At 60.4% G+C, this 26,533-nt stretch carries 21 protein-coding genes; 3 read left to right on the top strand and 18 right to left on the bottom strand.

Translation table 11 applies throughout. The features are described 5' to 3' along the window. Nucleotides 1-67: 67 nt before the first annotated feature. The 16 genes from ABH944_RS01025 to ABH944_RS01100 all read right to left on the bottom strand — a co-directional run bounded on the left by ABH944_RS01025 (nt 68) and on the right by ABH944_RS01100 (nt 20,662). A complete protein-coding gene (locus ABH944_RS01025) occupies nt 68-2,503 on the bottom strand; it encodes a 3-hydroxyacyl-CoA dehydrogenase/enoyl-CoA hydratase family protein (protein ID WP_404603988.1) in 2,436 nt (811 codons plus the stop codon). A gap of 84 nt (nt 2,504-2,587) precedes the next feature. Continuing rightward, entirely contained in the window at nt 2,588-4,375 is a 1,788-nt protein-coding gene (locus ABH944_RS01030; protein WP_404603989.1) for an acyl-CoA dehydrogenase C-terminal domain-containing protein, read from the bottom strand. Nucleotides 4,376-4,461: 86 nt separating this feature from the next. Continuing rightward, complete coding sequence (locus ABH944_RS01035) at nt 4,462-5,061, bottom strand: TetR/AcrR family transcriptional regulator (protein WP_404603990.1); 600 nt, start codon at nt 5,059-5,061, stop codon at nt 4,462-4,464. Nucleotides 5,062-5,265: 204 nt separating this feature from the next. Next, the gene (locus ABH944_RS01040) at nt 5,266-6,495 is read right to left on the bottom strand and encodes a phospholipase D-like domain-containing protein (RefSeq protein WP_404604267.1); all 1,230 of its coding nucleotides are present in this window, start codon (nt 6,493-6,495) and stop codon (nt 5,266-5,268) included. A 47-nt stretch (nt 6,496-6,542) separates the two neighbouring features. Beyond that, the gene (gene nudB / locus ABH944_RS01045) at nt 6,543-7,019 is read right to left on the bottom strand and encodes a dihydroneopterin triphosphate diphosphatase (RefSeq protein ID WP_404603991.1); all 477 of its coding nucleotides are present in this window, start codon (nt 7,017-7,019) and stop codon (nt 6,543-6,545) included. A 205-nt stretch (nt 7,020-7,224) separates the two neighbouring features. Further along, nucleotides 7,225-9,027 (bottom strand): aspartate--tRNA ligase, encoded by a 1,803-nt coding sequence (gene aspS, locus ABH944_RS01050; protein WP_404603992.1) that lies wholly within the window; start codon nt 9,025-9,027, stop codon nt 7,225-7,227. 77 nt (nt 9,028-9,104) lie between these two features. Next, nucleotides 9,105-9,761 (bottom strand): DUF502 domain-containing protein, encoded by a 657-nt coding sequence (locus tag ABH944_RS01055; RefSeq protein WP_062090314.1) that lies wholly within the window; start codon nt 9,759-9,761, stop codon nt 9,105-9,107. 199 nt (nt 9,762-9,960) lie between these two features. Continuing rightward, nucleotides 9,961-10,383 (bottom strand): FmdB family zinc ribbon protein, encoded by a 423-nt coding sequence (locus ABH944_RS01060; RefSeq protein WP_062090316.1) that lies wholly within the window; start codon nt 10,381-10,383, stop codon nt 9,961-9,963. 238 nt (nt 10,384-10,621) lie between these two features. After that, the gene (locus tag ABH944_RS01065) at nt 10,622-11,281 is read right to left on the bottom strand and encodes a methyltransferase domain-containing protein (protein WP_404603993.1); all 660 of its coding nucleotides are present in this window, start codon (nt 11,279-11,281) and stop codon (nt 10,622-10,624) included. A gap of 7 nt (nt 11,282-11,288) precedes the next feature. Further along, the gene (gene ubiB / locus ABH944_RS01070) at nt 11,289-12,866 is read right to left on the bottom strand and encodes a ubiquinone biosynthesis regulatory protein kinase UbiB (protein ID WP_097260838.1); all 1,578 of its coding nucleotides are present in this window, start codon (nt 12,864-12,866) and stop codon (nt 11,289-11,291) included. An 11-nt stretch (nt 12,867-12,877) separates the two neighbouring features. Beyond that, entirely contained in the window at nt 12,878-13,579 is a 702-nt protein-coding gene (locus tag ABH944_RS01075; protein ID WP_404603994.1) for a ubiquinone biosynthesis accessory factor UbiJ, read from the bottom strand. A gap of 169 nt (nt 13,580-13,748) precedes the next feature. Next, on the bottom strand, nt 13,749-14,765 hold the full coding sequence (locus ABH944_RS01080) for a Tim44 domain-containing protein (protein WP_404603995.1): 1,017 nt from the start codon (nt 14,763-14,765) through the stop codon (nt 13,749-13,751). A 25-nt stretch (nt 14,766-14,790) separates the two neighbouring features. After that, nucleotides 14,791-15,522, bottom strand: coding sequence for a bifunctional demethylmenaquinone methyltransferase/2-methoxy-6-polyprenyl-1,4-benzoquinol methylase UbiE (gene ubiE, locus ABH944_RS01085; RefSeq protein WP_404603996.1), 732 nt, complete (start codon nt 15,520-15,522; stop codon nt 14,791-14,793). Nucleotides 15,523-15,618: 96 nt separating this feature from the next. Continuing rightward, nucleotides 15,619-16,029 carry a gamma-butyrobetaine hydroxylase family protein gene (locus ABH944_RS01090; protein ID WP_404603997.1) on the bottom strand — a complete coding sequence of 137 codons (411 nt, stop codon included), beginning with the start codon at nt 16,027-16,029 and terminating at the stop codon, nt 15,619-15,621. A gap of 55 nt (nt 16,030-16,084) precedes the next feature. Continuing rightward, nucleotides 16,085-16,534: an HIT family protein gene (locus tag ABH944_RS01095; RefSeq protein WP_404604268.1), complete on the bottom strand. Its 450-nt coding sequence runs from the start codon at nt 16,532-16,534 to the stop codon at nt 16,085-16,087. Nucleotides 16,535-16,570: 36 nt separating this feature from the next. Continuing rightward, nucleotides 16,571-20,662 (bottom strand): DUF3683 domain-containing protein, encoded by a 4,092-nt coding sequence (locus ABH944_RS01100; protein ID WP_404603998.1) that lies wholly within the window; start codon nt 20,660-20,662, stop codon nt 16,571-16,573. A gap of 650 nt (nt 20,663-21,312) precedes the next feature. Between ABH944_RS01100 and ilvA the strand changes: the two genes are divergently transcribed. From ilvA to queF, 3 genes are read left to right on the top strand one after another with little or no spacing between them, the layout of a single operon-like run. Then, a complete protein-coding gene (gene ilvA, locus ABH944_RS01105; protein WP_404603999.1) occupies nt 21,313-22,836 on the top strand; it encodes a threonine ammonia-lyase, biosynthetic in 1,524 nt (507 codons plus the stop codon). 15 nt (nt 22,837-22,851) lie between these two features. Next, nucleotides 22,852-23,757 (top strand): 5'-nucleotidase, encoded by a 906-nt coding sequence (locus ABH944_RS01110; protein ID WP_404604000.1) that lies wholly within the window; start codon nt 22,852-22,854, stop codon nt 23,755-23,757. Then, the gene (gene queF, locus ABH944_RS01115) at nt 23,754-24,584 is read left to right on the top strand and encodes an NADPH-dependent 7-cyano-7-deazaguanine reductase QueF (protein ID WP_404604001.1); all 831 of its coding nucleotides are present in this window, start codon (nt 23,754-23,756) and stop codon (nt 24,582-24,584) included. The genes ABH944_RS01110 and queF overlap by 4 nt, the downstream gene beginning before the upstream one ends. A 55-nt stretch (nt 24,585-24,639) precedes the next feature. Here the strand turns inward: queF and ABH944_RS01120 are convergent, their stop codons facing one another. Further along, a complete protein-coding gene (locus ABH944_RS01120) occupies nt 24,640-25,026 on the bottom strand; it encodes a RidA family protein (protein ID WP_062090327.1) in 387 nt (128 codons plus the stop codon). 19 nt (nt 25,027-25,045) lie between these two features. After that, nucleotides 25,046-26,527, bottom strand: a complete 1,482-nt coding sequence (locus ABH944_RS01125; RefSeq protein ID WP_404604002.1) for an N-acyl-D-amino-acid deacylase family protein — start codon at nt 26,525-26,527, stop codon at nt 25,046-25,048. Between the last annotated feature and the right edge of the window lie 6 nt (nt 26,528-26,533).

Below are 26,533 nucleotides of genomic sequence, written 5' to 3' on the forward strand. Positions count from 1 at the left end.
CGTTGTCGGCCAGAGTTGGCGCTTTAGCGCCTTACTCTGGCCCCATGCACTTTTGCGGTCGCGCCCGTTAGTTACGAACCGGCTTGCCGGTCTGCAACATGCCCATGATCCGTTCCTGCGTCTTGGCGGTGCCGAGCAGGTCTATAAACGCGCGACGTTCGAGCGCCAGCAGCCATTCTTCATCGACGAGACTGCCTGCTTCAACATCACCGCCGCACACCACTTCCGCAATACGGCTCGCAATCAGGAAGTCGTGGTCGCTGATGAAACGGCCATCGCGCATATTCACGAGCGACGCCTTGATGGTCGAGATCGCCGAGCGTCCGGCCACAGGTATTTGCGTGACACGCAACGGCGCGCGATAACCCGCCGCGGAAAGAGCCCGCGCTTCCTTCTTCGCGATATCGAGCAATTCGTGCACGTTGAAAACGATCGTGTCCGATGCCTTCAGGTACCCCATCGAACGTGCTTCCAATGCCGATGCGGAGACCTTCGCCATCGCGGCGTTTTCGAACGATTTCTGCAGGAACTTGAGCAGATCGCTAGTAGCGTTCACGGCGCTGGCCGCGCTCGCAGCACGCAACGCTGCTTCCTTCAAGCCGCCGCCTGCAGGCACGAGACCCACGCCCACTTCCACCAGCCCCATATAACTTTCGATGTGCGCAACGCGCTTGGCCGAGTGCAGCGCGAGCTCGCAACCGCCGCCGAGCGCGATGCCCGACAAAGCCGCCACCACCGGCACGCTCGCGTACTTCACGCGCAACATGCCTTGCTGGAAGTTCTTCACAAATGGCTCGATACCCTTCGCGCCGCCCATCATGAACGCGGGCATGGCTTCTTCAAGGTTCGCACCGGCCGAGAACGCCCCGCCCGGATTGCCGAGCTTCAGCGCCGACGTCTGCCAGATCACGACGCCCTTGTAATCGGCTTCGGCGAGTTCGATCGCCTTCGTCAGGGCTTCGATCACCGATGGTCCAATCGTGTTCATCTTGCTTTTGAACGACACGATGACGACATCGTCTTCGCCCGCGCGATCGTCGACCCAGGCGCGCACGGCGTCGGTTTCGAACAGCGTCTTGCCGTAGGTTTTCGGATCGGCGCCCGCTTCACCGATCAGTGGTGCGCGAAACACCTGCTTCTTGTAGACGTCAAGCGAGGACCGCGGGCTGAACTTGTTGGCAGTCGCCGACCACGATCCTTCGGCCGTATGAACGCCGCCCTTCTCGGCCACGGGTCCGTCGAAGACCCATGAAGGCAACGGTGCTTTCGACAACGCCTTGCCGGCATCGATATCTTCCTGCACCCACTTCGCGACTTGCGTCCAGCCAGCCGCTTGCCAGCTTTCGAACGGACCTTCGTTCCAGCCGAAACCCCAGCGGATGGCGAGATCGATATCGCGGGCGTTGTCAGCGACGGAGTCCAGATGCACGCCGATGTAATGGAACACGTCGCGGAAAATGGACCACAGGAATTGAGCCTGTGGATGCTCCGATTCGCGCAGCAGCTTCAGCCGTTCAGCCGGCGGGCGCTTCAGGATCCGGCCGACGAGTTCATCCGCCTTGCTGCCGCCATCAACGTATGTTCCCGTCTTCGGGTCCAGCACCTTGATTGCCTTGCCTTCTTTCTTGTAGAACCCCGCACCCGACTTCTGGCCCAGCGCGCCGTTCTTCACCAAGTTGGCAAGAACCGCCGGCGTTTCGTACAGCGGGAAGAAGGGATCGTCGGGGAGGTTGTCCTGCATCGTCTTGATGACGTGCGCCATGGTGTCGAGACCGACCACATCGGCCGTGCGGAACGTCGCCGATTTGGCCCGGCCGAGGCGCGCGCCCGTGAGGTCATCGACTTCATCGAAACGCAGTCCGAACTTCTTCGCTTCCGCGACTACCGCAAGAATCGAGAAAATACCCACACGATTGGCGATGAAATTCGGCGTGTCCTTCGCGCGCACGACACCCTTGCCCACCACGCTCGTCAGGAACGTTTCAAGCTGATCGAGGATCTGCGGCTGCGTGGTATCAGTTGGAATCAGTTCGACCAGATGCATGTAGCGCGGCGGATTGAAAAAGTGCACGCCGCAGAAACGCGCCTTGAGTTCATCGGAGAAACCCTTCGACAACTCCGTGATCGATAGCCCCGACGTATTGGTCGCGAAAATCGCCTTCGCACCAATATGCGGCGAGACCTTCTTGTACAAGTCGTGCTTCCAGTCCATGCGCTCGGCGATCGCTTCGATCACGAGATCGCACTCTTTCAGCTTCTCGATGTCGTCGTCGTAGTTCGCGGGCTGGATATATTGCGCGTCGTCCTTCACGCCGAACGGTGCGGGCGACAGCTTCTTCAGATTCTCGATCGCTTTCAACGCGATGCCGTTCTTCGGACCTTCTTTAGCAGGCAGGTCGAACAGCAGGACCGGCACCTGGGCGTTGATCAGGTGCGCAGCGATCTGCGCGCCCATCACGCCGGCGCCGAGCACGGCCACCTTGCGTATGTTCAGATTGCTCACGTTGTGTCTCCGGGAGAGGTATTCGGTAAGACGATGCGCCGCGTTTTTTGAACCAGCTAAAACGCGGCGCAGTGCAAAAGAGGCCTAGAACAAGGCTTCGTCGTAGTCCATCAGCGTCTTGGATCCGGCGCGCGCGGCGCGAATGGTCGATGCCGTTTCAGGCAGCAGCTTGGCGAAGTAGAACCGCGCGGTGGCGAGCTTCGCTTTGTAGAACGGATCGCCTTCGGCTTCCTTATCCAGCGCGATACGCGCCATGCGTGCCCAGAAATACGAGAACACCAGATGCCCGACGGTGCGCAGATAAGGCACGGAGGCGGCGCCGACTTCGTCCGGATTCTGCATCGCCTTCATGCCGATTTCCATGGTCAGCTTCTGCACCTTGTCGCCAATGTCCGCGAGCGGGTTGATGAACTCCTGCATCTCCGGCTTCACGCCTTCCTCTTCAACGAAGTCGGTCACGAGCTTGCCGAATTTCTTCAGCTTCGCGCCCATGTCGCCGAGAATCTTGCGGCCGAGCAGGTCCAGAGCCTGAATCGAATTCGTGCCTTCGTAGATCATGTTGATGCGGGCGTCGCGCACGTATTGCTCCATGCCCCATTCGGAGATGAAACCATGGCCGCCGTAGATCTGCATGCCCATGTTGGTGCCTTCGAACGCGTTGTCCGTCAGGAACGCCTTGATGACCGGCGTGAGCAGCGCGACGAGATCGGCGGCGTCCTTGCGCGCTGATTCATCGGCATGGGACAGTTCCTTGTCGATATTCAACGCAGCCCAGTACGTGAACGCACGACCGGCTTCGGCGTAGGCCTTTTGCGTGAGCAACATACGGCGAACATCCGGATGCACGATGATCGGATCAGCCGCTTTTTCCGGCGCCTTCGGGCCGGTCAGCGAACGCATTTGCAGGCGTTCCTTCGCATACGTCAGCGAGTTCTGATACGCGATTTCCGTCAGCCCCAGCCCCTGCATGCCAACGCCCAGGCGCGCCGCGTTCATCATCACGAACATGGCGTTCAAGCCCTTGTTCGGTTCTCCGACAAGCCAGCCCTTCGCGTTATCCAGATTGATCACGCACGTGGAGTTACCGTGAATGCCCATCTTGTGTTCGATCGAACCACACTTCACGCCGTTGCGCTCACCGGGAGCGCCGGCGTCAGTCGGGATGAACTTCGGCACGATGAAGAGCGAAATGCCCTTCGTGCCGTTCGGTGCACCCGGCAACCGAGCCAACACCAGATGCACGATATTCTCCGCCATATCATGCTCACCGCTGGAGATGAAGATCTTCGTGCCGCTGATGGCATAGGAACCGTCGCTATCCGGTTCGGCCTTCGTGCGAAGCATTCCCAGATCGGTGCCGCAATGCGGTTCGGTCAGGCACATGGTGCCGGTCCAGGTACCGTCGACAAGTTTCGGCAAGTAGGTTTTCTGCAGCTCCGGTGCACCATGTGCGTGAAGACATTCATACGCGCCGTGCGACAAGCCGGGGTACATCGTCCAGGCCTGGTTAGCCGAATTCAGCATTTCGAACAGCGCATTGTTCACGAACGCGGGCAGGCCCTGGCCGCCGTATTCCGGGTCGCAACCCAGTGCCGGCCAGCCCGCTTCCACGTATTGCTTGTAGGCTTCCTTGAAACCCGCCGGCGTGCGCACAACGCCATCGCCTTCGTACGTGCAGCCTTCGCGGTCGCCAATCTGGTTCAGCGGAAAAAGCACCTCGGCGCAAAACTTGCCGGCCTCTTCGAGAACCTGATTGATGGTGTCCGCGTCGAGGTCGGCATGCTTCGGCATGTCCTTGACCTCGGCTTCCACATTGAGCAATTCGTGCAAGACAAACTGCATGTCACGTAGCGGCGCTGTGTACTGTCCCATTTTTTCTTCTCCAAGTGTCCAGGAAGCTTGGGCCTTGGTCGCCGCCGAATCCGCCGTACTGCTCCTTCTGCTGATCCGCCCGACGCCTAATGGCCGTTGCTTTGATACGAAACAATCGTCTTTTCCAGCGCGTCCCGCGTCAGTTGCACCGCGTCCGGCAGGTGCAGGAAACGGGCATCATGATGCAGGCCGAGCGTGAAGCTATAGAGTTCGAACAGCATCAGCCCCGGATCTGTGTCCGCCCGCAGATGCCCTTCGTCTTTCGCCTGGTTGATCGCACGCGTGAGCGCCGCTCGCCAGGTGGTCACGCTGTGTACAAGTTGTTCCCGGACTGCACTGTCGGCGCGATCGTCATACTCCACCGCGCCGCTGATGTAGATACAGCCCGTTGTCACTTCCTCAATGCGCTTTTCCATCCAGCGCGCCAGCATTGAGCGCAAGCGCGGCAAACCACGTGCTTCGCGCAGGCTCGGGTAGAACACCTCGTCTTCAAAGCGCCGGTGGTATTCCTTGACCACTTCCACCTGAAGATCCTCGCGCGAGCCGAAATGCGCGAACACGCCGCTCTTGCTCATTTGCATCCGTTCGGCCAGCAGGCCGATCGTCAAACCCTCAAGTCCGTCCCTGCTCGCCAGGTCCAGCGCAGCATCGAGGATCGCGACTCGTGTCTGTTCGCCTTTTCGCATGATCTTTACCGTTTTCATTGAATCGAAATAAAATCGAACGGCCGTACTATTGTTATAGCTAGCCGCTCATGAAACAAGCTTTTTATTAGAAACCGGGGTCTAACTTCTGACCACATCTATCGGACGAGTCTCAGTTTGTCCCGGTTTGTGGGCGGACGGCCAGTCGGGCCTGCCCGGGTTTGACCGCGCGGCGTTTTTTACGCCTCAATCGTAGCGGCCGATGGTGAGCATTTTCATCATCGTGCGGTACGCGTTGTAGGCGAGCCAGTTAAGCAGACGCTCACCAACCGGGCGCGCCGCGTATTGCTCAACCGTGATCGGGCGGCCGTCGTGGAAAGCGGCCAGGATCGCGTCGCGCAGCTTCACGATCTCCTGCTCATGGTTCACCAGCACCATGTTCGCCTCATTGTTCAGCACGAGGCTCAATGCGTCCAGATTCGATGATCCAACCGTAGCCCAGTTCGAGTCCACCACGGCCACTTTGCCGTGCAGGATGGTTTTCTCGTATTCCGCGATCCGCACGCCGTACTTCAGGAGATTGCGATACAAAAACGGCGTGGCGTAATCGAGCGCGACAAATTCCTTTCGTCCGATCACCAGCGTGACACGCACGCCACGCTGCGCTGCGCGAGCCAGCGCGCGACGCAGTTTGCGCCCCGGCATGAAATACGGATTCGCGAGCATCACTTCTTTTTCCGCGTGCGAAATCGCCGCGAGATACGCCTTTTCGATTGCGCGCCGGTTGAGCAGGTTGTCACGGGCGACGAATGCCACGCACGGTCGATCGACCGCGTGAATCAGGCCCCGCCGTGCTCGCAGGCGCGCGCGCAATGCGCTGCGGCTGGTTCTCGACGAAACGCCTGGCGCAGATTGCTGGTCCTCCTGTCGCGCCGCCCGCGGTTTCACGCCGAGGCGAATTCGCTGCCATTGGATATCGAAGGCTTCGCGCACGTCCTTGACCACCGGGCCTTGCGCTTCGAGCGCAAAATCCCAGCGCGCGTGATCGAGATGAACGCCGTTCTGATCGAAGTCATCGACAATATTGATGCCGCCGCAAAACGCAATGTGACGGTCGATGACCGCCAGCTTACGATGCGTCCGTGAAAACCCAAGCTGCCCGAACAAGTGCGGGTTGTACACGCGATGTTCGACGTTCGCCTGCGTCCACTCATCGAAAAGCGGGAGTTTCGCGGTGCCTATGCCGTCCGTGATCACGCGTACGTGTACGCCGCGCCGGGCCGCGTTCATCAGCGCGGTGGAGATGGCGCGGCCGGCGTCGTCGTCGCTGAAGATGTAGGTTTCAAGCGAGACGTCGTGCTGGGCGGCGTTGATGCGTTCGATCAGCGCCGGGAAAAATTCCACACCGGACTTGAACAGCCGCACCGTGTTGTTGATGGTGAAGCACAGCCGTGCCGGGCGGCGTCCGCGAAACAGGGCTTGCTTGAGTCCGGCGAACCGCCGTTTGGGCGTGCCGAAACCGATCACCGGCTGTGCTCCGCGAGACGCTCGGGCAATTGCAGGATCGCTTCCCGATTTGACGATGAAAAACACTTCGCCGCCGCCTCACGAAACGGCAGCCAGAGAAAGGCGGTGTGCTCGCGCGGCGCGAGCGTCACTTCCATGCAATGCGGGACGAGCAGACTGAACTGGTGTTCGACGTTGCGCACGACGCCTTCGGCATACCGATGCCGCCATTCGGGATAGATGTCGTATTCAATCCGGTGATGCCAGTCGATCAGCGAGCGCTCCGGTACGGCCGCGCTGCCGACCACGATCCCCGTTTCCTCCGCGACTTCGCGCGCCGCCGTCAGGACCAGCGGTTCGTCGATATGATCTTTTGAACCTGTCACGGACTGCCAGAAACCCGGCCGGTCGAAGCGCTCAATGACAAGCACGTCCAGTTCGGGCGTATGGATGACAACAAGGACAGACTCGGGAATTTTCGGCGGCTTGGACATGATGGGAACGTTGCGGCCTTTCTAGGAGGCTGGCCGAAGAATGTAACCTAAAAACGGGAAAAGTCGCACCACGCGGAGGTTTCGTTTCGTCTGTTGCAAATGGGTGACGGGGTGGGGCGGGTAGCACGGCGTGGATCAGAACCCCATAAACTGAAAAAGGCGCCTGCGGCGCCTTTTCCGTTTCAACCATTGTTACTCGCTACGCTTACTGCGGCTTCGGCTCCGGCGCACGCAAACGAATATGCAGTTCTTTCAACTGCTTCTCGTCCACTTCGCTCGGTGCTTGCGTCAACAAATCCGTCGCGCGCTGCGTCTTCGGGAATGCGATCACGTCGCGGATGGAATCGGCGCCCGCCATCATCGTGACGATACGGTCCAGCCCGAACGCAATACCGCCATGCGGCGGCGCGCCGTACTGAAGCGCGTCAAGCAGAAAGCCGAACTTGATCCGTGCTTCTTCCGCACCGATCTTGAGCGCGCGAAACACCTTGCTCTGCACTTCTTCCTGATAAATCCGCACCGATCCGCCGCCGATTTCCCAGCCGTTCAGCACCATGTCATAAGCCTTCGCGAGGCAGCGGCCCGGATCCGTTTCCAGATATTCCAGATGCTCGTCCTTCGGGCTCGTGAACGGGTGATGCGCCGCCACGTAGCGGTTATCTTCCTCGTCGAATTCGAACATGGGGAAGTCGGTCACCCACAGCGGCTTCCAGCCCTTTTCGAACAAGCCGTTCGCACGACCGAACTCCGAATGACCGATTTTCAGACGCAACGCGCCCAGGCTGTCGTTCACGACTTTCGAACGATCCGCCGCGAAGAAAATGATGTCCCCATTCTGCGCGCCGGTCCGCTCGATGATCGCGGTGATCGAGGCGTCGTGCAGGTTCTTCACGATCGGGCTCTGCAGGCCATCGCGACCCTTCGCGATGTCATTCACCTTGATCCAGGCCAAGCCCTTCGCGCCGTAGATACGCACGAACTCCGTATAACCGTCGATCTCGCTGCGCGTCATCTCGCCCCCACGCGGCACGCGGATCGCCGCCACGCGGCCATCCTTGGAATTGGCCGGCGTGCTGAAGACCTTGAAATCGACGTCCCGGACAGCGTCCGTCAAGTCCGTGAATTCCAGCTTCACGCGCAGGTCCGGCTTGTCCGAGCCAAAACGGCGCATGGCCTCCGAATACAGCATGACCGGAAACTTCTCGTCGAGCGAGACGTTGATGGTTTCCTTGAAGACGTGACGGATCATCGCTTCGAACAGATCGCGGATTTCCTGTTCCGTCAAAAATGACGTTTCACAGTCGATCTGCGTGAATTCCGGCTGACGATCTGCGCGCAGGTCTTCGTCGCGGAAGCATTTCACGATCTGGTAGTAGCGGTCGAAGTTCGCCACCATCAACAATTGCTTGAACAATTGCGGCGACTGCGGCAACGCGAAGAACTGACCCGGGTTCGTACGCGACGGCACAAGGTAATCGCGCGCGCCTTCCGGCGTGCTCTTGGTGAGCATCGGCGTTTCAATGTCGATAAAACCCTGCGCGTCCAGATACTTGCGCACTTCAATAGCCACGCGGTAACGCAAACGCAGGTTCTGCTGCATCTGCGGACGGCGCAAGTCGAGCACACGATGCGTCAAGCGCGTGGTTTCGGAGAGGTTGTCGTCGTCGAGCTGGAACGGCGGCGTCACCGACGCGTTCAGCACATTCAGCTCGTGACACAGCACTTCAATCTTGCCGCTCGTCAGCCCGGCATTCGCCGTGCCTTCCGGACGGCCTCGCACCACGCCTTTCACCTGCACGCAAAACTCGTTGCGTACGCCTTCGGCCACTTTGAACATTTCAGCGCGATCCGGATCGCACACGACCTGCACGAGGCCCTCGCGGTCGCGTAAATCGATAAAAATGACGCCGCCATGGTCGCGCCGGCGATGTACCCAGCCGCACAGGGAAACGCTTTGGCCCAGCAGGGCTTCGGTCACCAGACCGCAGTATTCGGATCTCATCGACATGATGTTGTGTCTTTCGTTATTCATTGATCAACGGTGCGCGCGCACAAGTCCAAGGTCTCGTTCGCAGCGCGCCGGCATTACAGCGGCGGATCGACGGGACGGCGCGGCGCGGCCTGCGCTTGCGGCATGGACGGCGCGACTACTCCCATTGACACGATGTACTTCAACGCAGCATCGACAGACATGTCGAGCTCGATGACTTCGCTTCTCGGCACCATCAGGAAGAAACCCGAGGTGGGATTCGGCGTGGTCGGCACGTAGACGCTCACATGTTCTTCAGTCAGGTGATTGACCACGTCGCCGCCGGGAATACCCGTCAGGAAACCGATGGTGTAGGACCCCGAATGCGGGTAACGGATCAGCAGTGCCTTGCGAAACGCGTTGCCGCTGCTGGAGAGCAACGTGTCCGACACTTGTTTAACGCTGGTATACAGCGGTCCGACCACGGGAATGTGGCGCACGATCACATTCCACCACTCGACCAGTTTCTGGCCGACGAAGTTCTGCGTGAGCAAGCCCACGACGAAAATGAAGGCGAGCGTCAGCACAGCGCCAAGGCCCGGCAGATGGAAGCCGAAGATCCGCTCGGGTTGCCAGGATTCCGGCAACAGCAGGAGCGTCTGGTCCATGGTCCCGATCACGAGCCCGATCACCCATAGCGTGATGGCGAGCGGAACCAGCACCAGCAGGCCGGTTGCGAACACGGATTTCAACGTAGTCTTTTTGGTCGTCATTTACACAGCCGGAAGGCCGCCCCGCTTGGGCTTTCGCGGTTTGGCTGGTTCGCCGCCCAACGCACGTTCATGGCTTCGGGCGGTCATCTTCTTGCGTGCGATCGGACAGATCGAGCAGATCGAGCAACTGAGCGCGCTTGTCAGCGCAGGCCGGGCAAGATTGAGTTGCAGGCGTCGCGCTTCGCGCAAGCGACGAGCGTCAATTCGATGCAGGCGACGCCGGTTTGCCCGATGACGCCGCAGCCGACGTCGTGCTGCTTGCTGCCGGCGCGCTTGCGGTGGACGAATCAGTCTTCGACGACTGATTACCCGAATCCTTGCTCGACCCGTTACTCGAATTACCCGAATCCGATGCGCTTTCGCTTTTCGTTTCCGCTTTGGCGCCTTCGTCCTTCTTACCGCCCTCTTCCTTCTTGGAAGCAGCGGCGGCGCCGTTGTTGCCGCCACGGAAATCGGTGACGTACCAGCCGGAACCCTTCAACTGAAAGCCCGCGGCCGTTACCTGCTTGACGAAAGTTTCCTTCCCGCACTGCGGGCACTGGGTGAGCGGTGCATCGCTCATTTTCTGGAGCGCGTCTTTTTCGAAGCCGCAGGACTCGCAGCGGTACGCGTAGATCGGCATGTCACTCTTCCTACGATTAACGTTTCGGCGCTTGCAAAGCCTTGAATTATAGCCGCAAACCATCGGCGGCCCCTTAATTTTGGGCTTGCAGGCTTAGGTTTCAAGGGCATGCGGCACGTTTGCGCAGGTTTCTTTCTTCGAAACACAAGGTGCGCAAGCACACGCCGATTGGTGCAGATACGGGCTTTGGGTCAGCCGCGGGTCGGCCGCTGCAGGCCCGATCCTGGATACGACGGATTCAGGCGACAGGCCCGGCTTCTGCCGCACGCCGGCGCCAGGTTAGCCAGCGTTCGCGTCCAGCAAAGACGTCGATGGAGCCGGTCACTTCGTGCTCTTCCACGAACTCGAAATACGGGGTCAGCAACGTATCCAGCGCGCCCCGTTCAATGCCGAACGGCGGCCCCTTGGGCGTCTCACCGAGGAAATAGAAACCCGCCAGCAGCGCCCCGGGCCGCAGCAGTTCGGCCATGCGCGCGGCGTAGTCCTGCCAGCGGTCTCGCGGCAAAGCGCACAAGAACGCGCGCTCATAAATCCAGTCTGTCTCGAACGGCGGCCTGTACGCGAAGAAATCGGCTTGCTCCACTACTCCGGCGTACTCTGCCAATTGCTCACGCGCCGCCGCAACGGCGCTTGAGGAGAAATCGATGGCTTTGACCGGCCAGTTTTCGCGTGCAAGCCATAACGCTTCGTACGCGCTGCCGCAGCCGGGGATCAGCACGTTCGGCGACGTGCTGCGATGTTCAAGGGCAAACGCTCGGAACGCCTCCGGTACGCCGGCATGATCCCAAGGCATGAAGCGCTGGTCGAAGCGTTCACTCCAGAACTCGGGCGAATTGGGGTCCCGGGTTTGGAAGCTCGGAGGGGTAGCGGGTGCGGCGGGCTTGCTATTGTCGACCATGGTGCTCTCAACCTCCGGATGCAAATACCTGCCAGAACTGGACCAGCACAGCGCCCGCACCCACCGCCAGCCCGAAGATCAGCAAGGCTTGCAGCAAACGGTTGGTGCGCTTCTGCTCGATCAGGATCATGCGCATGAGCTCGTCATTGCCGCCGCCCGGCTGATCGTGCCGGTCAGCCAGCACCTGATGGATCAGGCGCGGCAACTGCGGCAGCGTCTTGCTCCACTGCGGCGCTTCCAGTTTCAGCCTTTCATACCAGCCGCGCCAGCCGACCTGCTCGTTCATCCAGCGCTCAAGATACGGCTTGGCGGTCTTCCACAGATCGAGTTCAGGATCGAGCGACCGGCCGAGCCCTTCCACGTTCAGCATCGTTTTCTGCAGCAGCACGAGTTGGGGCTGAATCTCGACGTTGAAGCGGCGCGAGGTGGAAAAGAGCCGCATCAGCACCTGGCCCAGCGAAATATCCTTCAACGCCCGGTCGAAGTAAGGTTCGCACACCGCGCGGATCGCGCTTTCCAGCTCTTCGACACGCGTGCTAGGGGGCACCCAGCCTGACTCCAGATGCAGCGTGGCCACACGGTGATAGTCGCGCTTGAAGAAAGCCAGGAAATTCTGCGCCAGATAGTTTTTATCGAAGTCGGACAACGCGCCGACAATCCCGAAATCCAGCGCGATATACCGCCCGAACGTCTCTTCCGCGAGACTCACCTGGATGTTGCCGGGATGCATGTCGGCGTGAAAAAAGCCGTCGCGGAATACCTGCGTGAAGAATATCTCGACACCTTCCTGCGCCAGCTTCGGAATATCCACCCCGGCCGCTCGCAGGACTTCCACCTGGCTGATCGGCACGCCGACCATGCGCTCCATCACCAGCACGGTGGGCGCTGAATAGTCCCAATACATCTCGGGCACCATCAGCAGATCGAGGCCCACAAAATTGCGCCGCAACTGGCTGCCGTTCGCCGCCTCGCGCATCAGGTCGAGTTCGTCGTGGAGATATTTGTCGAATTCGGCGACGACTTCGCGCGGCTTCAACCGCTTGCCGTCCGCCCACAGCCGCTCGGTCCAGTAAGCAATGTCGCGCAGCAACGCGAGATCCGAATCGATCACCGGCAACATGTTCGGCCGCAACACCTTCACCGCCACCGCCTTGCCCGCATGCGCGCCGGTCTTGATCTTGGCGAAATGCACCTGGGCGATCGATGCGCTCGCCACAGGCACACGCTCGAAGTCGTCGAACAAAACGTCAATGGGTGAGCCCAGCGACTTTTCCACAATGGCGATAGCGACGTCCGAGTCGAATGGCGGCACCTGGTCCTGAAGCTTGGCGAGCTCGTTCGCTATGTCGACGGGAAGCAGATCGCGGCGCGTTGACAGCACCTGCCCGAACTTGACGAAGATTGGCCCGAGACTTTCGAGCGCGAGACGCAACCGCACGCCGCGTTCGACGTCGAACCTGCGGCCGAACGTGGTAACGCGCATGAGCAAGCGGACACGCCGGTCCTGGATGCCGCTCATTACCAGTTCGTCGAGCCCGAATCGCACTACGGTGAAGAAAATCTTGAGGAAACGCAGAAGACGCATGGTTCAGCCCATTACTTGCTCGTGCCGCGCGGTAACGCGGCGCCGGACGCTGACGCGCCGCGGGCTTCGGCTTTTTGTTCGAGTCGCTCGATGCGCTTTTCAACGCGCGCAAGCGCGTCCCGGGCGATCGACAGTTCCGCATTGAACGTGTCGAGGGCGCTGCGGCGCACGAGTTGAGGTTGTTCGTCGAGCAGGTATTCGGCCACCGATTCAAGCAGGTTCCGCCCAGAGCGGCGCGCTTGTTCGCCCGCCTTGCGCACGGTCGAGCCGATTCGGTGGGCGGGACCGTCGCCAATCACGCGCGCCAGATCTTCTTCGGGCTCCCACCGCAAATGTTCGGCCAGCTTCGCGATCGTGGTCGCGAACTCCGCGTCGCCTTCTATGCGGACGTGTTTCATCACCGCCGCCTGGCCCCCTTGCAGGAACGCCGGGACGGCGTCTGCGGGAACGGAGAGCGTAACGTCGAAAGTGCGCGCTTCGGTTTCATCGACAGCGGTTATCTGCCCGTCCGGCTGGACCATCAGCAACAACGAGAACGGCGAAAGCGCCAGCCGCGCGGTCTTGCCTGCGTAAGGCGTGAGACGCTCGCGGGCCCACGATTCGCGCGCGAGCACGTGGTTCACGGCAGCCGCGAACGCTTTCGATGCAGCTCTGGCTGCGGCCTGGGTGGCAGAAGATGCGGCGGGGTGGGCGAATTCGTCTGCGTGCGTCATCGGCTCTGAGATGAATAAACCCGCGCAAGCGGTCACTCGCGCGGGTTTCTATTCTACCTTTGCAACTGGCGTTATCGTTTGGCACCCGGCGCGGCCGACATTGCGTTAGCCATCGGGCCTACCCTTCAACGCCCGGGCGACCGGCTTTTTGAGCCCTTCGCCCGACCCATTAACTGACCTGTTGAATCCCGGCCAGCAACCAGCCTTCGTTGCCGTACTTCTGCTTCGAGAGGTTCCAGATCTCGATGAACGGCTCGGCCGCAGCGCCTTCCGTTTCACGAATCAGCCCGTGGAAACGCACGCTGGCAAGGCTTTCCGTACCACGCTCCTCGACACCCAGGATGTCGGCGTTGAGTTGCACGACGTCGGTGCGGTTCGGCTGCGTGCCGCGCCCATCGATATCCAGCTTCACTTCCGCGAACATTTCCGGCGTGGTGAATTCGCGGATGTCGTTGGAATTGCCACGGTCCCACGCGTCCTGCAAGCGCACGAAATAAACCTTCGCGTTACGCACGAACGCTTCGGTGTCGAAGCCTGCGGGCACCTCGATCTGCGGCGCGGCGTCGACCGTATTCGCGCTGCTCAGCGCTGCAGCGGACGGACCATAACCGCCCGGCGCCGATTGCGGCACATAGCTGGGCTCCTGCGAGTTGAACCCGCTACGTGCCGACCCGCCGAACGGCGAAGCTGCGCCTGCGGCTGCATACGCCGGTGTATTGGCGTTTTTCCTGCGGTTCATGATGAAGCGGAACACCATCACGGCGGCCATCACGATCAACGCGATCATGATCATGTTTGCCATTGCGCTTGCGAACGCGCCGCCAAGACCAAGGGACGACAACAGCGCCGCAATACCAAGACCGGCGGCGAGACCGGCGAGCGGACCCATCCAGCGGTTACGCGCGGGCTGCGCGGCCGCGGCGGCGGGCGCCGCGGCCGGCGCCGCACGCTGGGCGTTGGCGGCCTGGCCCGACTGCATGGACTGCGAAGGCGGCGTAGCCTGGTTTTGTTGTGCTGCGCTGGTTGATTGACGGCCCATGCTGCGGCCGCCACCCATGCGGCGTGCCTCCGCATCTTCCGTGGCTAGTGCACCGGCCATGATTACGCCAGCCAGCGCAACGACCCCGGCTTTCCTGAATAACGACTTCAGGAAACCCCGAGTCTGGGGTAAGCGCGAATCGGACATTTCGAATCCTTATAAAAGTGGAACACTAAAATTTGGTCCCGACGTGTAAAGCTACCACGCCACCTGACAAATTGTAATATTCGACTCGATCCAATCCTGCGCGTTCCATCATTTCTTTTAAAGTTTCTTGATCGGGATGCATCCGGATCGACTCCGCCAAGTAGCGATAGCTATCTGCATCTTTCGCGAATTTGTCGCCAAGCCACGGCAAAAACTTGAAACTGTAGAGATCGTACGCCTTCTTCAAAGGCTCCCATACCTTCGAGAACTCCAGGACCAGCACTCTGCCGCCCGGCTTCAACACTCGGTACATTTCAGTTAGCGCACCATCTTTGTGCGTCATATTACGGAGACCAAAGGCAACTGTAATGATATCGAAATAATTATCCGGGAACGGGATCTTCTCCGCGTCGCAGATCAAGGTTGGTGTGATCACACCTCGATCGATCAGACGATCACGCCCGACGCGCAGCATCGATTCATTGATATCCGTGTGCCAGACTTCGCCTTTTTCGCCTGCCTGTTTCGCGAACGCTTTCGCCAGATCGCCCGTCCCGCCTGCCAGATCGAGCACTTTGTAGCCTGGACGAACCTTTGCCTGGCCGATCGCGAAGAACTTCCACGCGCGATGCAGCCCGCCCGACATCAGGTCGTTCATCAAGTCGTAATTGCTCGCGACCGAATCGAAAACGCCCGCCACCTTCTTCGCTTTTTCTTGTTCGTCGACCGTTTCAAAACCGAAGTGGGTCTTGCTCATCGCGTTCGTCCTCATCTTGTTCGTGTTGTTGGCCGCGCCCGAAAGCGGATTTGCAGCCGGTTGCCGCGACAAATTGCCGCGACAGATAAAAACCGCTCAGTGGCGGTGGCCGCCCGACGCTTTTTGCGTCATTGGCGTATCGCGGTCGATACCCGCCGCTTCCAGTTTGGCGAGATAGTCAGCCCAGAGTTCATCCTGGCGGACCGCGAGGTCATGCAGGATGTCCCAGGAATAAAGACCGGTATTGTGGCCGTCGGAGAAATTGAGTTGCAACGCGTAGTGGCCGACCGGCTCGATCGCGATGATCAGCACGTCGCGCTTGCCCGTTTGCAGCGTTTCCTGTCCGGGACCGTGGCCCTGCACCTCCGCCGACGGCGAATATACGCGCAACAGCTCAAAGGGTATCCGATACGTCTGATCGTTCGGATATTGCAGTTCGAGAGCCCGCGTTTTCGAATGCACGACAATGCCCGTCGGAATCGGCGTTTGTTTAGTCAATCCGCTCATGGTGAGCCTTTATTGAGTCGGTAGTCGGTCAGGCCCGAACGCCCTCGCGCCTGGGTCAGCCGGGTTCGCCGGGTGGTTGGCCGAACGCCAGCACCATTTCGGCGCGCACCGCTTCGCGCAGCAACGTAGCCTGGGCGCGGCGGTTGGACAGCAGCGCTTGAGACACCGTGCGCTGGCGCGGAGCCCAGACAGGGAGCGGAAAACGGGAATCGTTGGAATGGCGCGGGATGACGTGCCAGTGAACGTGCGGAACCTGGTTGCCGAGGCTTGCCAGATTGATCTTCGCCGGCGCGAGCGCGCGACGGATCGCGCGCTCCACGCCGTTCACCGCCGTCATCAGCTTGAGGCGGGCGGCGTTGTCGAGATCGGACATTTCCGCCACGTGCGCATGCCAGATCACGCGGCAGAAGCCCGGCCACTCGGGCTCATCGGCGAGGACGACGCGCACTGAGTCGTCCGACCACAAGACCTCGCCGCCGTCTTCACGGCAAAAGACACAGTCCATCATTTTCCTCTAGCGAAACAAGCCCCGGTTCCGCTATTACACCAGCACGCGCTCGATACCGCCATCGTTAGCGCGCGCCACGTAATCTTCCATCCAGCTCGCGCCGAGCACCTTGCGGGCAATTTCCACAACGATATAGTCCGCCTCGATGTTTGCGTCCTCGTTATAACGCGACAAACCTTGCAGGCAGGACGGGCAGCTAGTGAGGATCTTGACGTCGGTTCCGCTGGATTGAGCGCCGTCGCCCGCTTTTAGCACCGAACCCGGTGCAGCACCCGCCGTTCCAGCCGATGCGTTCGCCAGATTGATGCCGTTCGCGCCCGCTTCGCCCACGAGCGGAATGTCGCGCAACTTCGCCGCGCCCTTGCGAATTTCCTCTTCCTTGCGGAAGCGGACTTGCGTGGAAATGTCCGGCCGCGTCACCGCGAGCGTGCCGGATTCCCCACAGCACCGGTCATTCTTCTCGATCTTGTAGCCATCGTTCGCCGAACCCATGAGTTCATTCACGAGCTTGATGGGGTCCATTGTCTTGATCGGCGAGTGGCAGGGGTCGTGATACATGTAGCGCGTCCCCGTCACGCCTTCCAGCTTGATGTTCTTTTCCAGCAGGAATTCGTGGATATCGATAATCCGGCAGCCCGGGAAAATCTTCTCGAATTCATACCCGGCCAGCTGGTCGTAGCAAGTCCCGCACGACACCACCACCGTCTTGATGTCCAGATAGTTCAGCGTATTGGCCACACGGTGGAACAACACGCGGTTATCGGTGACAATCTTCTCGGCTTTATCGAATTGACCGGCGCCGCGTTGCGGATAACCGCAGCACAGGTAACCCGGCGGCAACACCGTCTGCACGCCGGCTTCCCACAGCATGGCCTGCGTGGCGAGGCCGACCTGCGAGAACAAGCGCTCCGAGCCGCAGCCCGGGAAGTAGAAGACCGCTTCCGTATCCGACGTGGTTGTCTTCGGATTGCGGATGATCGGGACAATCTTGTTGTCCTCGATGTCGAGCAACGCGCGCGCCGTCTTCTTCGGCAGGTTGCCCGGCATCTTCTTGTTCATGAAGTGGATCACCTGCTGCGTGACCGCGGGCTTGCCGACCGTTGCAGGCGGTTTCGCCGTCTGCTTCTTCGTGAACTTCTTCAGCACGTCATTGCCGAGGCGCTGCGCCTTGTAGCCAATGCCCATCATCGCCGTGCGGGCGAGGTTGATGGTCTGCGGGTTCGTGGCGTTGAGGAAGAACATGCCGGCCGCATTGCCCGCGTTGAATTTCTTCTTGCCCATCTTGCGCAGCAGGTTGCGCATGTTCATGGTGACATCGCCGAAATCGATCTTCACCGGGCACGGCGTCACGCACTTGTGACAGACGGTGCAGTGATCGGCGACGTCGTTGAACTCGTCCCAATGTTTTATCGATACCCCGCGCCGCGTCTGCTCTTCATATAGGAACGCTTCGACCAGCAGCGACGTCGCGAGAATCTTGTTGCGCGGGCTGTAGAGCAGGTTGGCGCGCGGCACGTGGGTCGCACAGACCGGCTTGCATTTGCCGCAACGCAGGCAGTCCTTGATGGAATCCGCGATCGCACCAATGTCCGACTGCTGCATGATCAGCGATTCATAACCCATCAGGCCGAAGCTTGGCGTGTAGGCATTGCGCAGATCAGCGCCCGCGAGCAACTTGCCCGCGTTGAAACGGCCTTGCGGATCAACGCGTTGTTTGTACTCGCGGAACTCCGCAATTTCGTCTTCGGTCAGGAACTCGAGCTTCGTGATGCCAATACCGTGTTCGCCCGAAATCACGCCGTCCAGATCGCGCGCGAGCTTCATGATGCGCGCGACCGCGACGTGCGCGTCCTGCAGCATCTCGTAGTTGTCGGAGTTGACCGGGATATTGGTGTGGACGTTGCCGTCGCCCGCGTGCATGTGCAGCGCGACGAATACGCGGCCGCGCAGCACCGTCTTATGGATGTTCTGCGCTTCTTCGAGGATGGGCTTGAATTCGCCGCCGCTGAAGATGTGACGCAATTCGGCGCGGATTTCTTGCTTCCAGGAGATGCGGATCGTGCGGTCCTGCGCGACATCGAACACGCGGACACCGGGCTGCAAATCCACGCGATCCGCGAGTTTTTCGGCCAACCCTTCGTAGCCGAGCTGAACCATATAGTGCTGCGCTTCGCGCAACGGCAGATCCAGCTTTTCGCCGATGAAGCTCCAGCGTGCACGCACTCGCTGCAACAGATCTAGCGCTTGCTGCACACGGTCTTCGAGCAATTCGGCGCTCGGAATTTCATTGGCGTCGTCGCTCTTTCCAAGCGGCAGCTTGCCCGTCTTGAAGAACGTTTCGAGGGCATCGACGAGTTGCAGCTTGTTCTTGATCGACAATTCGATGTTGATCCGCTCGATCCCGTCCGTGTACTCGCCCATGCGGTTCAGCGGGATCACCACGTCTTCGTTGATCTTGAACGCGTTCGTATGCTTCGCGATAGCGGCTGTACGCGAGCGATCGAGCCAGAAGCGTTTGCGCGCCTCGGCATTCACCGCGACAAACCCTTCGCCGCTCTTGCCGTTCGCCATGCGGACGACTTCGGAGGTGGCTTGCGCGACCGCATCCGGATCGTTACCGACGATATCGCCGATCAGCACCATCTTCGGAAACGCGTTGCGCTTGCTCTTGGTCGCGTAACCGACCGCGCGCAGATAACGTTCGTCGAGATGCTCGAGACCGGCGAGAATCGCCCCGCCCTGCTTCGACGTCTCGAACAAGTAATCCTTGATTTCCACGATGCTCGGAATCGCATCGCGCGCCTGACCGAAGAATTCGAGGCAGACGGTGCGCGTATGAGCGGGCATCTTGTGCAGGATCCAGCGCGCCGAGGTAATCAGCCCGTCGCAACCTTCCTTCTGCACGCCTGGAAGACCCGACAGGAATTTATCCGTCACGTCCTTGCCGAGGCCTTCCTTGCGGAACTTGCTACCGGAAATATCCAGCGCTTCCGTGCGCAGCAATTTCTCGCCCGGCGCACGCGTTCCGTCGAACCAGTCGAGCCGGAAACGCGCCACGGGAATGTCGTGGATCTTGCCGCAGTTGTGATCCAGGCGCGTGACTTCGAGCCAGTTGCCCTGCGGATCGACCATGCGCCACCAGGCCAGATTGTCGAGCGCCGTGCCCCACAGTACGGCCTTTTTACCGCCGGCGTTCATCGCGACGTTACCGCCGACACACGATGCATCCAGCGACGTCGGGTCAACCGCAAAGACGAAACCGGCCTGTTCGGCGGCTTCGGTCACCCGGCGTGTGACCACACCCGCGCCCGAGAAAATGGTCGCGACTTTGTGGTCGACGCCTGGCAGGTCCGTCATTTCGACGGGTCCGAGCTGTTCGAGCTTTTCGGTGTTGATGACGGCCGCGAACGGCGTGAGGGGAATCGCGCCACCCGTGTAGCCTGTGCCGCCTCCACGCGGAATCACGGTCAGGCCGAGCTCGAAGCACGCCTTGATCAAGCCGGCGATTTCCGCCTCGGTATCCGGCGTGAGCACGACAAACGGGTATTCGACGCGCCAGTCCGTTGCGTCCGTCACGTGGGACACCCGCGACAGCCCGTCGAACTTGATGTTGTCTTTCTCGGTGACCTTGCTGAAGACCTTCGACGCCTTCTTGCGCAGATCGTAGGTTTGCTCGAACTCTTTCTTGAAATCTTCCACCGCGCGGCAGGCGGCGCTGATCAGCAGTTCCACGCGTGCGGCGCGCTCCCGGCCGGCGTCATCCTGATGCTGCGACAGATCCGCTTTACGACGCTTTTCGATATCGCCCAGACGGTGATTCAACGCTTCGATCAGCAATGCGCGGCGTTTCGGGTTGTCGAGCAGGTCGTCCTGCAAATACGGATTGCGACGCACGACCCAGATGTCACCGAGCACTTCATACAGCATGCGTGCCGAGCGGCCCGTGCGGCGTTCGCTGCGCAGAATGGCCAACGCTGCCCAGGCTTCCTCGCCCAGCAGGCGAATGACGATTTCGCGATCGGAGAAAGACGTGTAGTTATAGGGAATTTCGCGCAGGCGCGGCTCGGTATCCAGGGCCACGGCATGCGCGGCGCCGTTCGGATCGAAGGCTTGGGGTGCGTTCATATTCGACAGTTCGGTGAGCCGGCGCTTGTGCTGACGATAAAGTCACGAGCAGCGCGATAGCCGGCATTGCGCGGGGAGGCGCAGATTTTCGAGTGATACTTTTTTGTGAAGGTGCTCGCCGGCAGGGGTTGGCAAACGATGCAAAACCTTCGGAGGGTCCGGAATCAGCGCCACGATCGCTGATGACGCGCATGCCGTTCCGAAGCCGCATGGATAGCGCAGCAGGGCGCGCAGCATTCGCGTGGAGCGCCGCGGGGAACATGCGTTAAAAAGCCGGTCCGGGACTGCCGTTGCATCTTCCGATCCTGTATCGAAAAGCGAATTCTAACCCATCGGGATGTTTGCCGTTCGCAGCCAGTAGCGGGTTGAAGGGCTTTGTGCATGCCAATTTTCGACGGTTTTTTGGCTGTTTTTTCACCGGCGACGGGGTTTTTCGCGGGCGCCGGCTCGAAGCGCAGCGCTCGGGGTTGATGCCTTGTTGTCAACGGTTTCCGGCAAAGCGCTTGGGATTGACGTCGGTTTGCGGCTACCAGGCTCTGCGGGCGGAGTCAACGCCGTCAAGCCCGAAACCCGTGCCAGCGAGCCCCTGCGCTATTATTAACGCTTTCGCTCTTAAAAATGGCGCGCACAGCCGCGCGAACGGCTCCGGAATGACACACCCCGATTACCTCAAGAAAGTCCTGACCGCGCGCGTCTACGATGTCGCCCGCGAAAGCGAGTTGGAACCTGCGCGCAATTTGTCCGCGCGGCTGCACAACTCGGTATACCTGAAGCGCGAAGATAACCAGCCGGTGTTCTCGTTCAAGATTCGCGGCGCGTACAACAAGATGGTGCAGCTTTCCGCTGACGTCCTCGCACGCGGCGTGATTACGGCATCGGCGGGCAATCATGCCCAAGGCGTCGCTTATTCCGCCACCCGGCTTGGCTGCAAGGCGGTGATCGTGGTGCCGGTCACCACACCGCAGGTCAAGATCGACGCCATGCGCGCGTTCGGTGGCCCGACTGTGGAAATCGTCCAGCACGGCGAATCGTATAGCGACGCGTACGGCCACGCCGTGAAGCTTCAGGAGGAACGCGGCCTGACCTTCGTCCATCCGTTCGATGATCCCGACGTGATCGCGGGCCAAGGCACCGTTGCGATGGAAATCCTGCGCCAGCATCAAGGCCCGATCCACGCAATCTTCGTCCCGATCGGCGGCGGCGGGCTCGCCGCAGGTGTCGCGGCTTACGTAAAGGCCGTGCGCCCGGAAATCCGGGTTATCGGCGTGCAGGCGGTCGACTCATGCGCGATGAAGCAATCCATCGCGGCGGGCGAGCGCGTCACGCTGGCCGAAGTCGGGCTGTTCGCCGATGGCACGGCGGTGAAACTGGTTGGCGAGGAAACCTTCCGGCTGTGCCGCGAATTGCTCGACGAGATCCTTACCGTCGACACCGACGCCCTCTGCGCTGCGATCAAGGACGTTTTCCAGGACACGCGCAGCGTGCTGGAACCGTCGGGAGCGCTGGCTGTTGCGGGTGCGAAGCTGTATGCCGAGCGCGAGGGGCTGGAAGCGAAGACGCTGGTCGCCGTGACGTCCGGCGCGAACATGAACTTCGACCGCATGCGCTTTGTGGCCGAACGGGCTGAAGTCGGCGAGGCGCGCGAAGCCGTGTTCGCGGTGACCATTCCGGAAGAACGCGGCAGTTTCAAGCGGTTTTGCGAGCTGGTCGGCACGCGCAGCGTAACCGAGTTCAACTACCGGATCGCGGATGCCAAAGCCGCGCATATCTTCGTTGGCGTGCAGATCAAGACGCGCAGCGAAGCCGTGCAGATGGCGAATGCGTTTATCGAACACGGGTTTGCCACGGTCGATCTCAGTCACGACGAACTGTCGAAGCAACATATCCGCTACATGGTCGGCGGCCATTCGCCGCTCGCACAGGACGAACGCCTGCTGCGTTTCGAGTTTCCGGAGCGCCCGGGCGCGCTGATGAAATTCCTTTCATCGATGGCGCCGAACTGGAATATCAGCCTGTTCCATTACCGGAACCAGGGAGCGGATACGAGTTCGATCCTGGTCGGCATCCAGGTGCCGGCGTCGGAGAACGCCGAGTTCGAACGATTCCTCGCTACGCTGGGTTATCCGTGGTGGGACGAAGGCGCGAATCCCGTCTACAAGCTGTTCCTGGCCTGACGAGCGGACGAGCGCATGGCCTTCACGCTGGACGACAAACTGGTGGTCGCGATTTCATCGCGGGCGCTGTTTGACTTCGAAGAAGAGAACGAAGTCTATGAAGCCGGCGACTCGCGCGAATACGAGGCGCTGCAGCGTTCCCGGCTTCATGTTCCGGCTAAACCCGGTATCGCGTTCTCGCTGATCGAGAAACTGCTCGCGTTGAACGTGGACGGCGAGCGGCGCGTGGAGGTGGTGATCTTGTCGCGCAGCGATCCCATAAGCGGTCTGCGCGCGTTCAGTTCATGCAAGGAGCATGGGCTGGTGATCGAACGCGGGGTGTTCACGCGCGGCCGGTCGCCTTTTGGGTATCTGGAACCGCTTCGCGCATCGTTGTTCCTGTCCGCGAATTCAGCCGATGTCCGCGATGCCCTCGCCGCCGGCTTTCCCGCCGCGACGGTCGTGCCGCGAGCGCCGCTTGCGGCGAGCCGGTATCCTGACGAAATTCGAATCGCTTTCGACGGCGATGCCGTGCTTTTCTCTGACGAAGCCGAGCAAGTGTTCCAGGCGCAGGGTTTGCCGGCGTTTGTGGAACATGAAGTGGGCAAGAAGGAATTGCCATTGATGAACGGCCCGTTGAAACCGCTCCTGGAAGCGCTTCACAAGCTACAAAAACTTAGCCACGACACCGCGCGGATGCGCATTCGCACGGCGCTGGTCACGGCGCGATCGGCGCCTGCCCACGAGCGCGCGATCCGGACGTTGATGGCCTGGAACATCGAAATCGACGAAGCGATGTTCCTCGGTGGATTGGACAAAGGCCCGTTCCTGGGCAAGTTCGAACCCGACTTTTTTTTCGACGACCAAATTAGCCATTGCGAATCGGCCCGCGTCGTGACTGCGACGGGGCATGTTCCGAGTGGCATATCGAACGCATCATGAATACGCCCGAACACTCTCCCCTTGGCAAGCCGGTCCAGTACAGCGAACGCTACGATCCGGCGTTGCTCTTTCCCATCGCGCGGACTGCTGGCCGCGAGGCTATCGGCGTGCCGGTGCAGTTGCCGTTTTTCGGCACCGATATCTGGAATGCCTACGAGCTTTCATGGCTGAACAAAAAGGGCAAACCGCAGATCGCGGTGGCGACGTTCATCGTGCCGGCGGAGTCGCCGAATATTGTGGAGTCGAAGTCGTTCAAGCTGTATCTCGGGTCTTTCTCGCAGACGGCGTTTGAATCTATCGACGAGGTTCGGGCTGCGATTCGCAAGGATGTTTCCGCTGTTTGCGGTGCGAATGTTTCTGTGCAGCTTGTCGCGCCTTATGAGTTTGCGTTGAAACTCAAGATGGAGGAGTTCGAAGGGTTATCGCTGGATCGGCTCGATCTGGACGCTGATGTTTATTCGCCGGATCCATCGTTATTGCGCGCCTCTTTTGACGAATCACCAGTCGATGAAACGCTGTTTTCGAATCTGTTGAAGTCCAATTGCCCGGTGACCGGGCAACCGGATTGGGGCAGTGTGCAAATTCGCTATGTCGGTGCGCCGATCGATCACGCCGGTTTGCTGCGATATATTATTTCTTATCGCGAACATACGGGGTTTCACGAGCAATGCGTCGAGCGGATTTTCATGGACGTGATGCGCGAATGCAAGCCGCAACGGCTGGCGGTTTATGCGCGATATACACGGCGCGGCGGGTTGGATATCAATCCGTTCCGTACGAACTTCAATCTGCCGTTGCCGGATAACGCGCGATTGGCTCGGCAGTAAAAGCTCTTCGCGCGGGTGGTCCAACATACCGTCCGCGCGAACAAAATCAACGCACTTAGGCTCCGGCCTTCTTATAAGCCACGCAATCCACTTCGACCTTGCAATCGATCACCATCGACGAAACCACGCAAGCGCGTGCCGGCGGATGCTCGCCAAAGTACTCCTTGAACACCTTGTTGAACGACGCAAAGTCGCGCGGATCGTCGAGCCATACGCCGCATCGAACCACATGCTCCGCGCCATATCCGGCTTCTTTCAAAATCGCGAAAACATTCTGAATCGCCTTATGCGATTGGGCCACAATCCCGCCCTCGATCACTTCGCCATTTTCCATCGGCGTCTGGCCTGAGACATAAAGCCAGCCATCCGCTTCCACCGCCCGCGAAAACGGCATCACTGCACCGCCTTGCCCCTTTCCACCTTCCACGCCATATCGCTTCATTTCAAATCCTCAACGTTAATCAAAAATGCCCGAGCGCATCGAGTCTGGAACCCCCGCCACGCGCCACAAAATGTCCTGCCCTCAAGCCCGTCACGGCGCCGTCGAGATACGAAAGCACGCCATTCACCCAAACCGCGTCGATACCGTCCGCCGTCTGCCGAGGCTCGGCGAACGTGGCGGTATCGATGACCTTGTCGGCATCGAATAGCACCAGATCCGCGTGATACCCCACCTGGATCTGACCACGCTCCGACAACCCGAACCGTCGCGCCGATAACCCCGTCATCTTGCGCACCGCTTCCTCGAGCGGCACCAGCGACGTATCACGCGCGTAGTGCCCCAACACGCGCGGAAATGCGCCCCACAACCGCGGATGCGGCAGCGGATCATTCGGCAGGCCGTCGGAACCGACCATCGTCGCCGGATGCGACAAGATCCGCCGCACGTCGTCTTCCGACATGTTGTGATAAACCGCGCCCGCCGGCCGCAAGCGCTTGCCCGCCTCCTGCTGCGTCACGCCCCACTCCGCCGCAATTTCGGAAATCAACTTCCCTGCCATCTCCGGGTGCGGCTCCGACCACGTGATCGTGATCTCGATATCGCCGGTCACCTGCTTCAAATCGAGCGTCGATGAACTCCGGTTGTACGGATAACAATCGCATCCCACCGGCTGCCCGTCGCGCACCTTCTCGAGCGACTTCAAGACCTCCGTGCTGCGCCCCCAGTTCGATGGCCCCGCGCACTTCAAATGCGAGATCACGACGGGAACGCGCGCGTGCTTGCCGACCTGATACGCCTCGTCCATTGCGTCGAGAATGGCGTCGAATTCAGTGCGCATGTGCGTGGTGTACAACCCGCCGGCGTGGGCCAAAGGCTCGGCCAGCGCCATCACTTCTTCCGGCGGCGCACTAAATGCCGAACCGTAAGCGAGACCGCTGCTCAACCCGAGCGCACCATGCGCCAGCGCTTCTTCCAACTGCGCGCGCATGCTGTCGATCTCCTGCGCAGAAGCCCCGCGATCCAGCCGGTCCATATGGTTGTTGCGCAACGCCGTGTGCCCGATCAAGGCGCCCACATTCACGGCCGGGCGCGCGTGGTTCACCGCATCGACATAGGCGGCAAAGGTCGGATACTGAAAGTCATCGAACGCGCCGAGCAGGTTCATCGGATCGGGCGGCTCGCCCTTCAGCGTCACCGGCGACGCGCTGATGCCGCAATTGCCGACAATCACCGTCGTCACGCCCTGCGATATCTTCGGCAGCATCTGCGGCGAACGGATGACGTGCGTGTCGTCGTGCGTATGGACATCGATAAAACCCGGCGCCAGCACGCGCCCCTCCGCCTCCACCACGTTCTCCGCCGTCCAGCCGCTCAGTTCGCCGATCGCGACAATCCGGCCATCCTTCACCGCCACATCGCGCTGAACCGCCGGCGCGCCCGTTCCGTCGATCAGCCTTGCGCCTTTGATCAGCGTATCGACGTGCTCTCTATCCGATGCCATGAGTAA

Origin of the sequence: Caballeronia udeis (assembly GCF_044909315.1) — a bacterium.
GTDB lineage: Bacteria > Pseudomonadota > Gammaproteobacteria > Burkholderiales > Burkholderiaceae > Caballeronia > Caballeronia udeis_A.

Excerpts from the sequence above, each read along its gene's own strand:
- ABH944_RS01090 (WP_404603997.1), bottom strand. The coding sequence starts at position 16,029 with ATGAGCGGATTGACTAAACAAACGCCGATTCCGACGGGCATTGTCGTG.
- ABH944_RS01035 (WP_404603990.1), bottom strand. The coding sequence starts at position 5,061 with ATGCGAAAAGGCGAACAGACACGAGTCGCGATCCTCGATGCTGCGCTG.
- ABH944_RS01095 (WP_404604268.1), bottom strand. The coding sequence starts at position 16,534 with ATGGACTGTGTCTTTTGCCGTGAAGACGGCGGCGAGGTCTTGTGGTCG.
- queF (WP_404604001.1), top strand. The coding sequence starts at position 23,754 with ATGAATACGCCCGAACACTCTCCCCTTGGCAAGCCGGTCCAGTACAGC.
- ABH944_RS01065 (WP_404603993.1), bottom strand. The coding sequence starts at position 11,281 with ATGGTCGACAATAGCAAGCCCGCCGCACCCGCTACCCCTCCGAGCTTC.
- aspS (WP_404603992.1), bottom strand. The coding sequence starts at position 9,027 with ATGTCGATGAGATCCGAATACTGCGGTCTGGTGACCGAAGCCCTGCTG.
- ABH944_RS01100 (WP_404603998.1), bottom strand. The coding sequence starts at position 20,662 with ATGAACGCACCCCAAGCCTTCGATCCGAACGGCGCCGCGCATGCCGTG.
- ABH944_RS01080 (WP_404603995.1), bottom strand. The coding sequence starts at position 14,765 with ATGTCCGATTCGCGCTTACCCCAGACTCGGGGTTTCCTGAAGTCGTTA.
- nudB (WP_404603991.1), bottom strand. The coding sequence starts at position 7,019 with ATGTCCAAGCCGCCGAAAATTCCCGAGTCTGTCCTTGTTGTCATCCAT.
- ABH944_RS01120 (WP_062090327.1), bottom strand. The coding sequence starts at position 25,026 with ATGAAGCGATATGGCGTGGAAGGTGGAAAGGGGCAAGGCGGTGCAGTG.
- ubiE (WP_404603996.1), bottom strand. The coding sequence starts at position 15,522 with ATGAGCAAGACCCACTTCGGTTTTGAAACGGTCGACGAACAAGAAAAA.
- ubiB (WP_097260838.1), bottom strand. The coding sequence starts at position 12,866 with ATGCGTCTTCTGCGTTTCCTCAAGATTTTCTTCACCGTAGTGCGATTC.
- ABH944_RS01060 (WP_062090316.1), bottom strand. The coding sequence starts at position 10,383 with ATGCCGATCTACGCGTACCGCTGCGAGTCCTGCGGCTTCGAAAAAGAC.
- ABH944_RS01110 (WP_404604000.1), top strand. The coding sequence starts at position 22,852 with ATGGCCTTCACGCTGGACGACAAACTGGTGGTCGCGATTTCATCGCGG.
- ABH944_RS01125 (WP_404604002.1), bottom strand. The coding sequence starts at position 26,527 with ATGGCATCGGATAGAGAGCACGTCGATACGCTGATCAAAGGCGCAAGG.
- ABH944_RS01030 (WP_404603989.1), bottom strand. The coding sequence starts at position 4,375 with ATGGGACAGTACACAGCGCCGCTACGTGACATGCAGTTTGTCTTGCAC.
- ABH944_RS01075 (WP_404603994.1), bottom strand. The coding sequence starts at position 13,579 with ATGACGCACGCAGACGAATTCGCCCACCCCGCCGCATCTTCTGCCACC.
- ilvA (WP_404603999.1), top strand. The coding sequence starts at position 21,313 with ATGACACACCCCGATTACCTCAAGAAAGTCCTGACCGCGCGCGTCTAC.
- ABH944_RS01055 (WP_062090314.1), bottom strand. The coding sequence starts at position 9,761 with ATGACGACCAAAAAGACTACGTTGAAATCCGTGTTCGCAACCGGCCTG.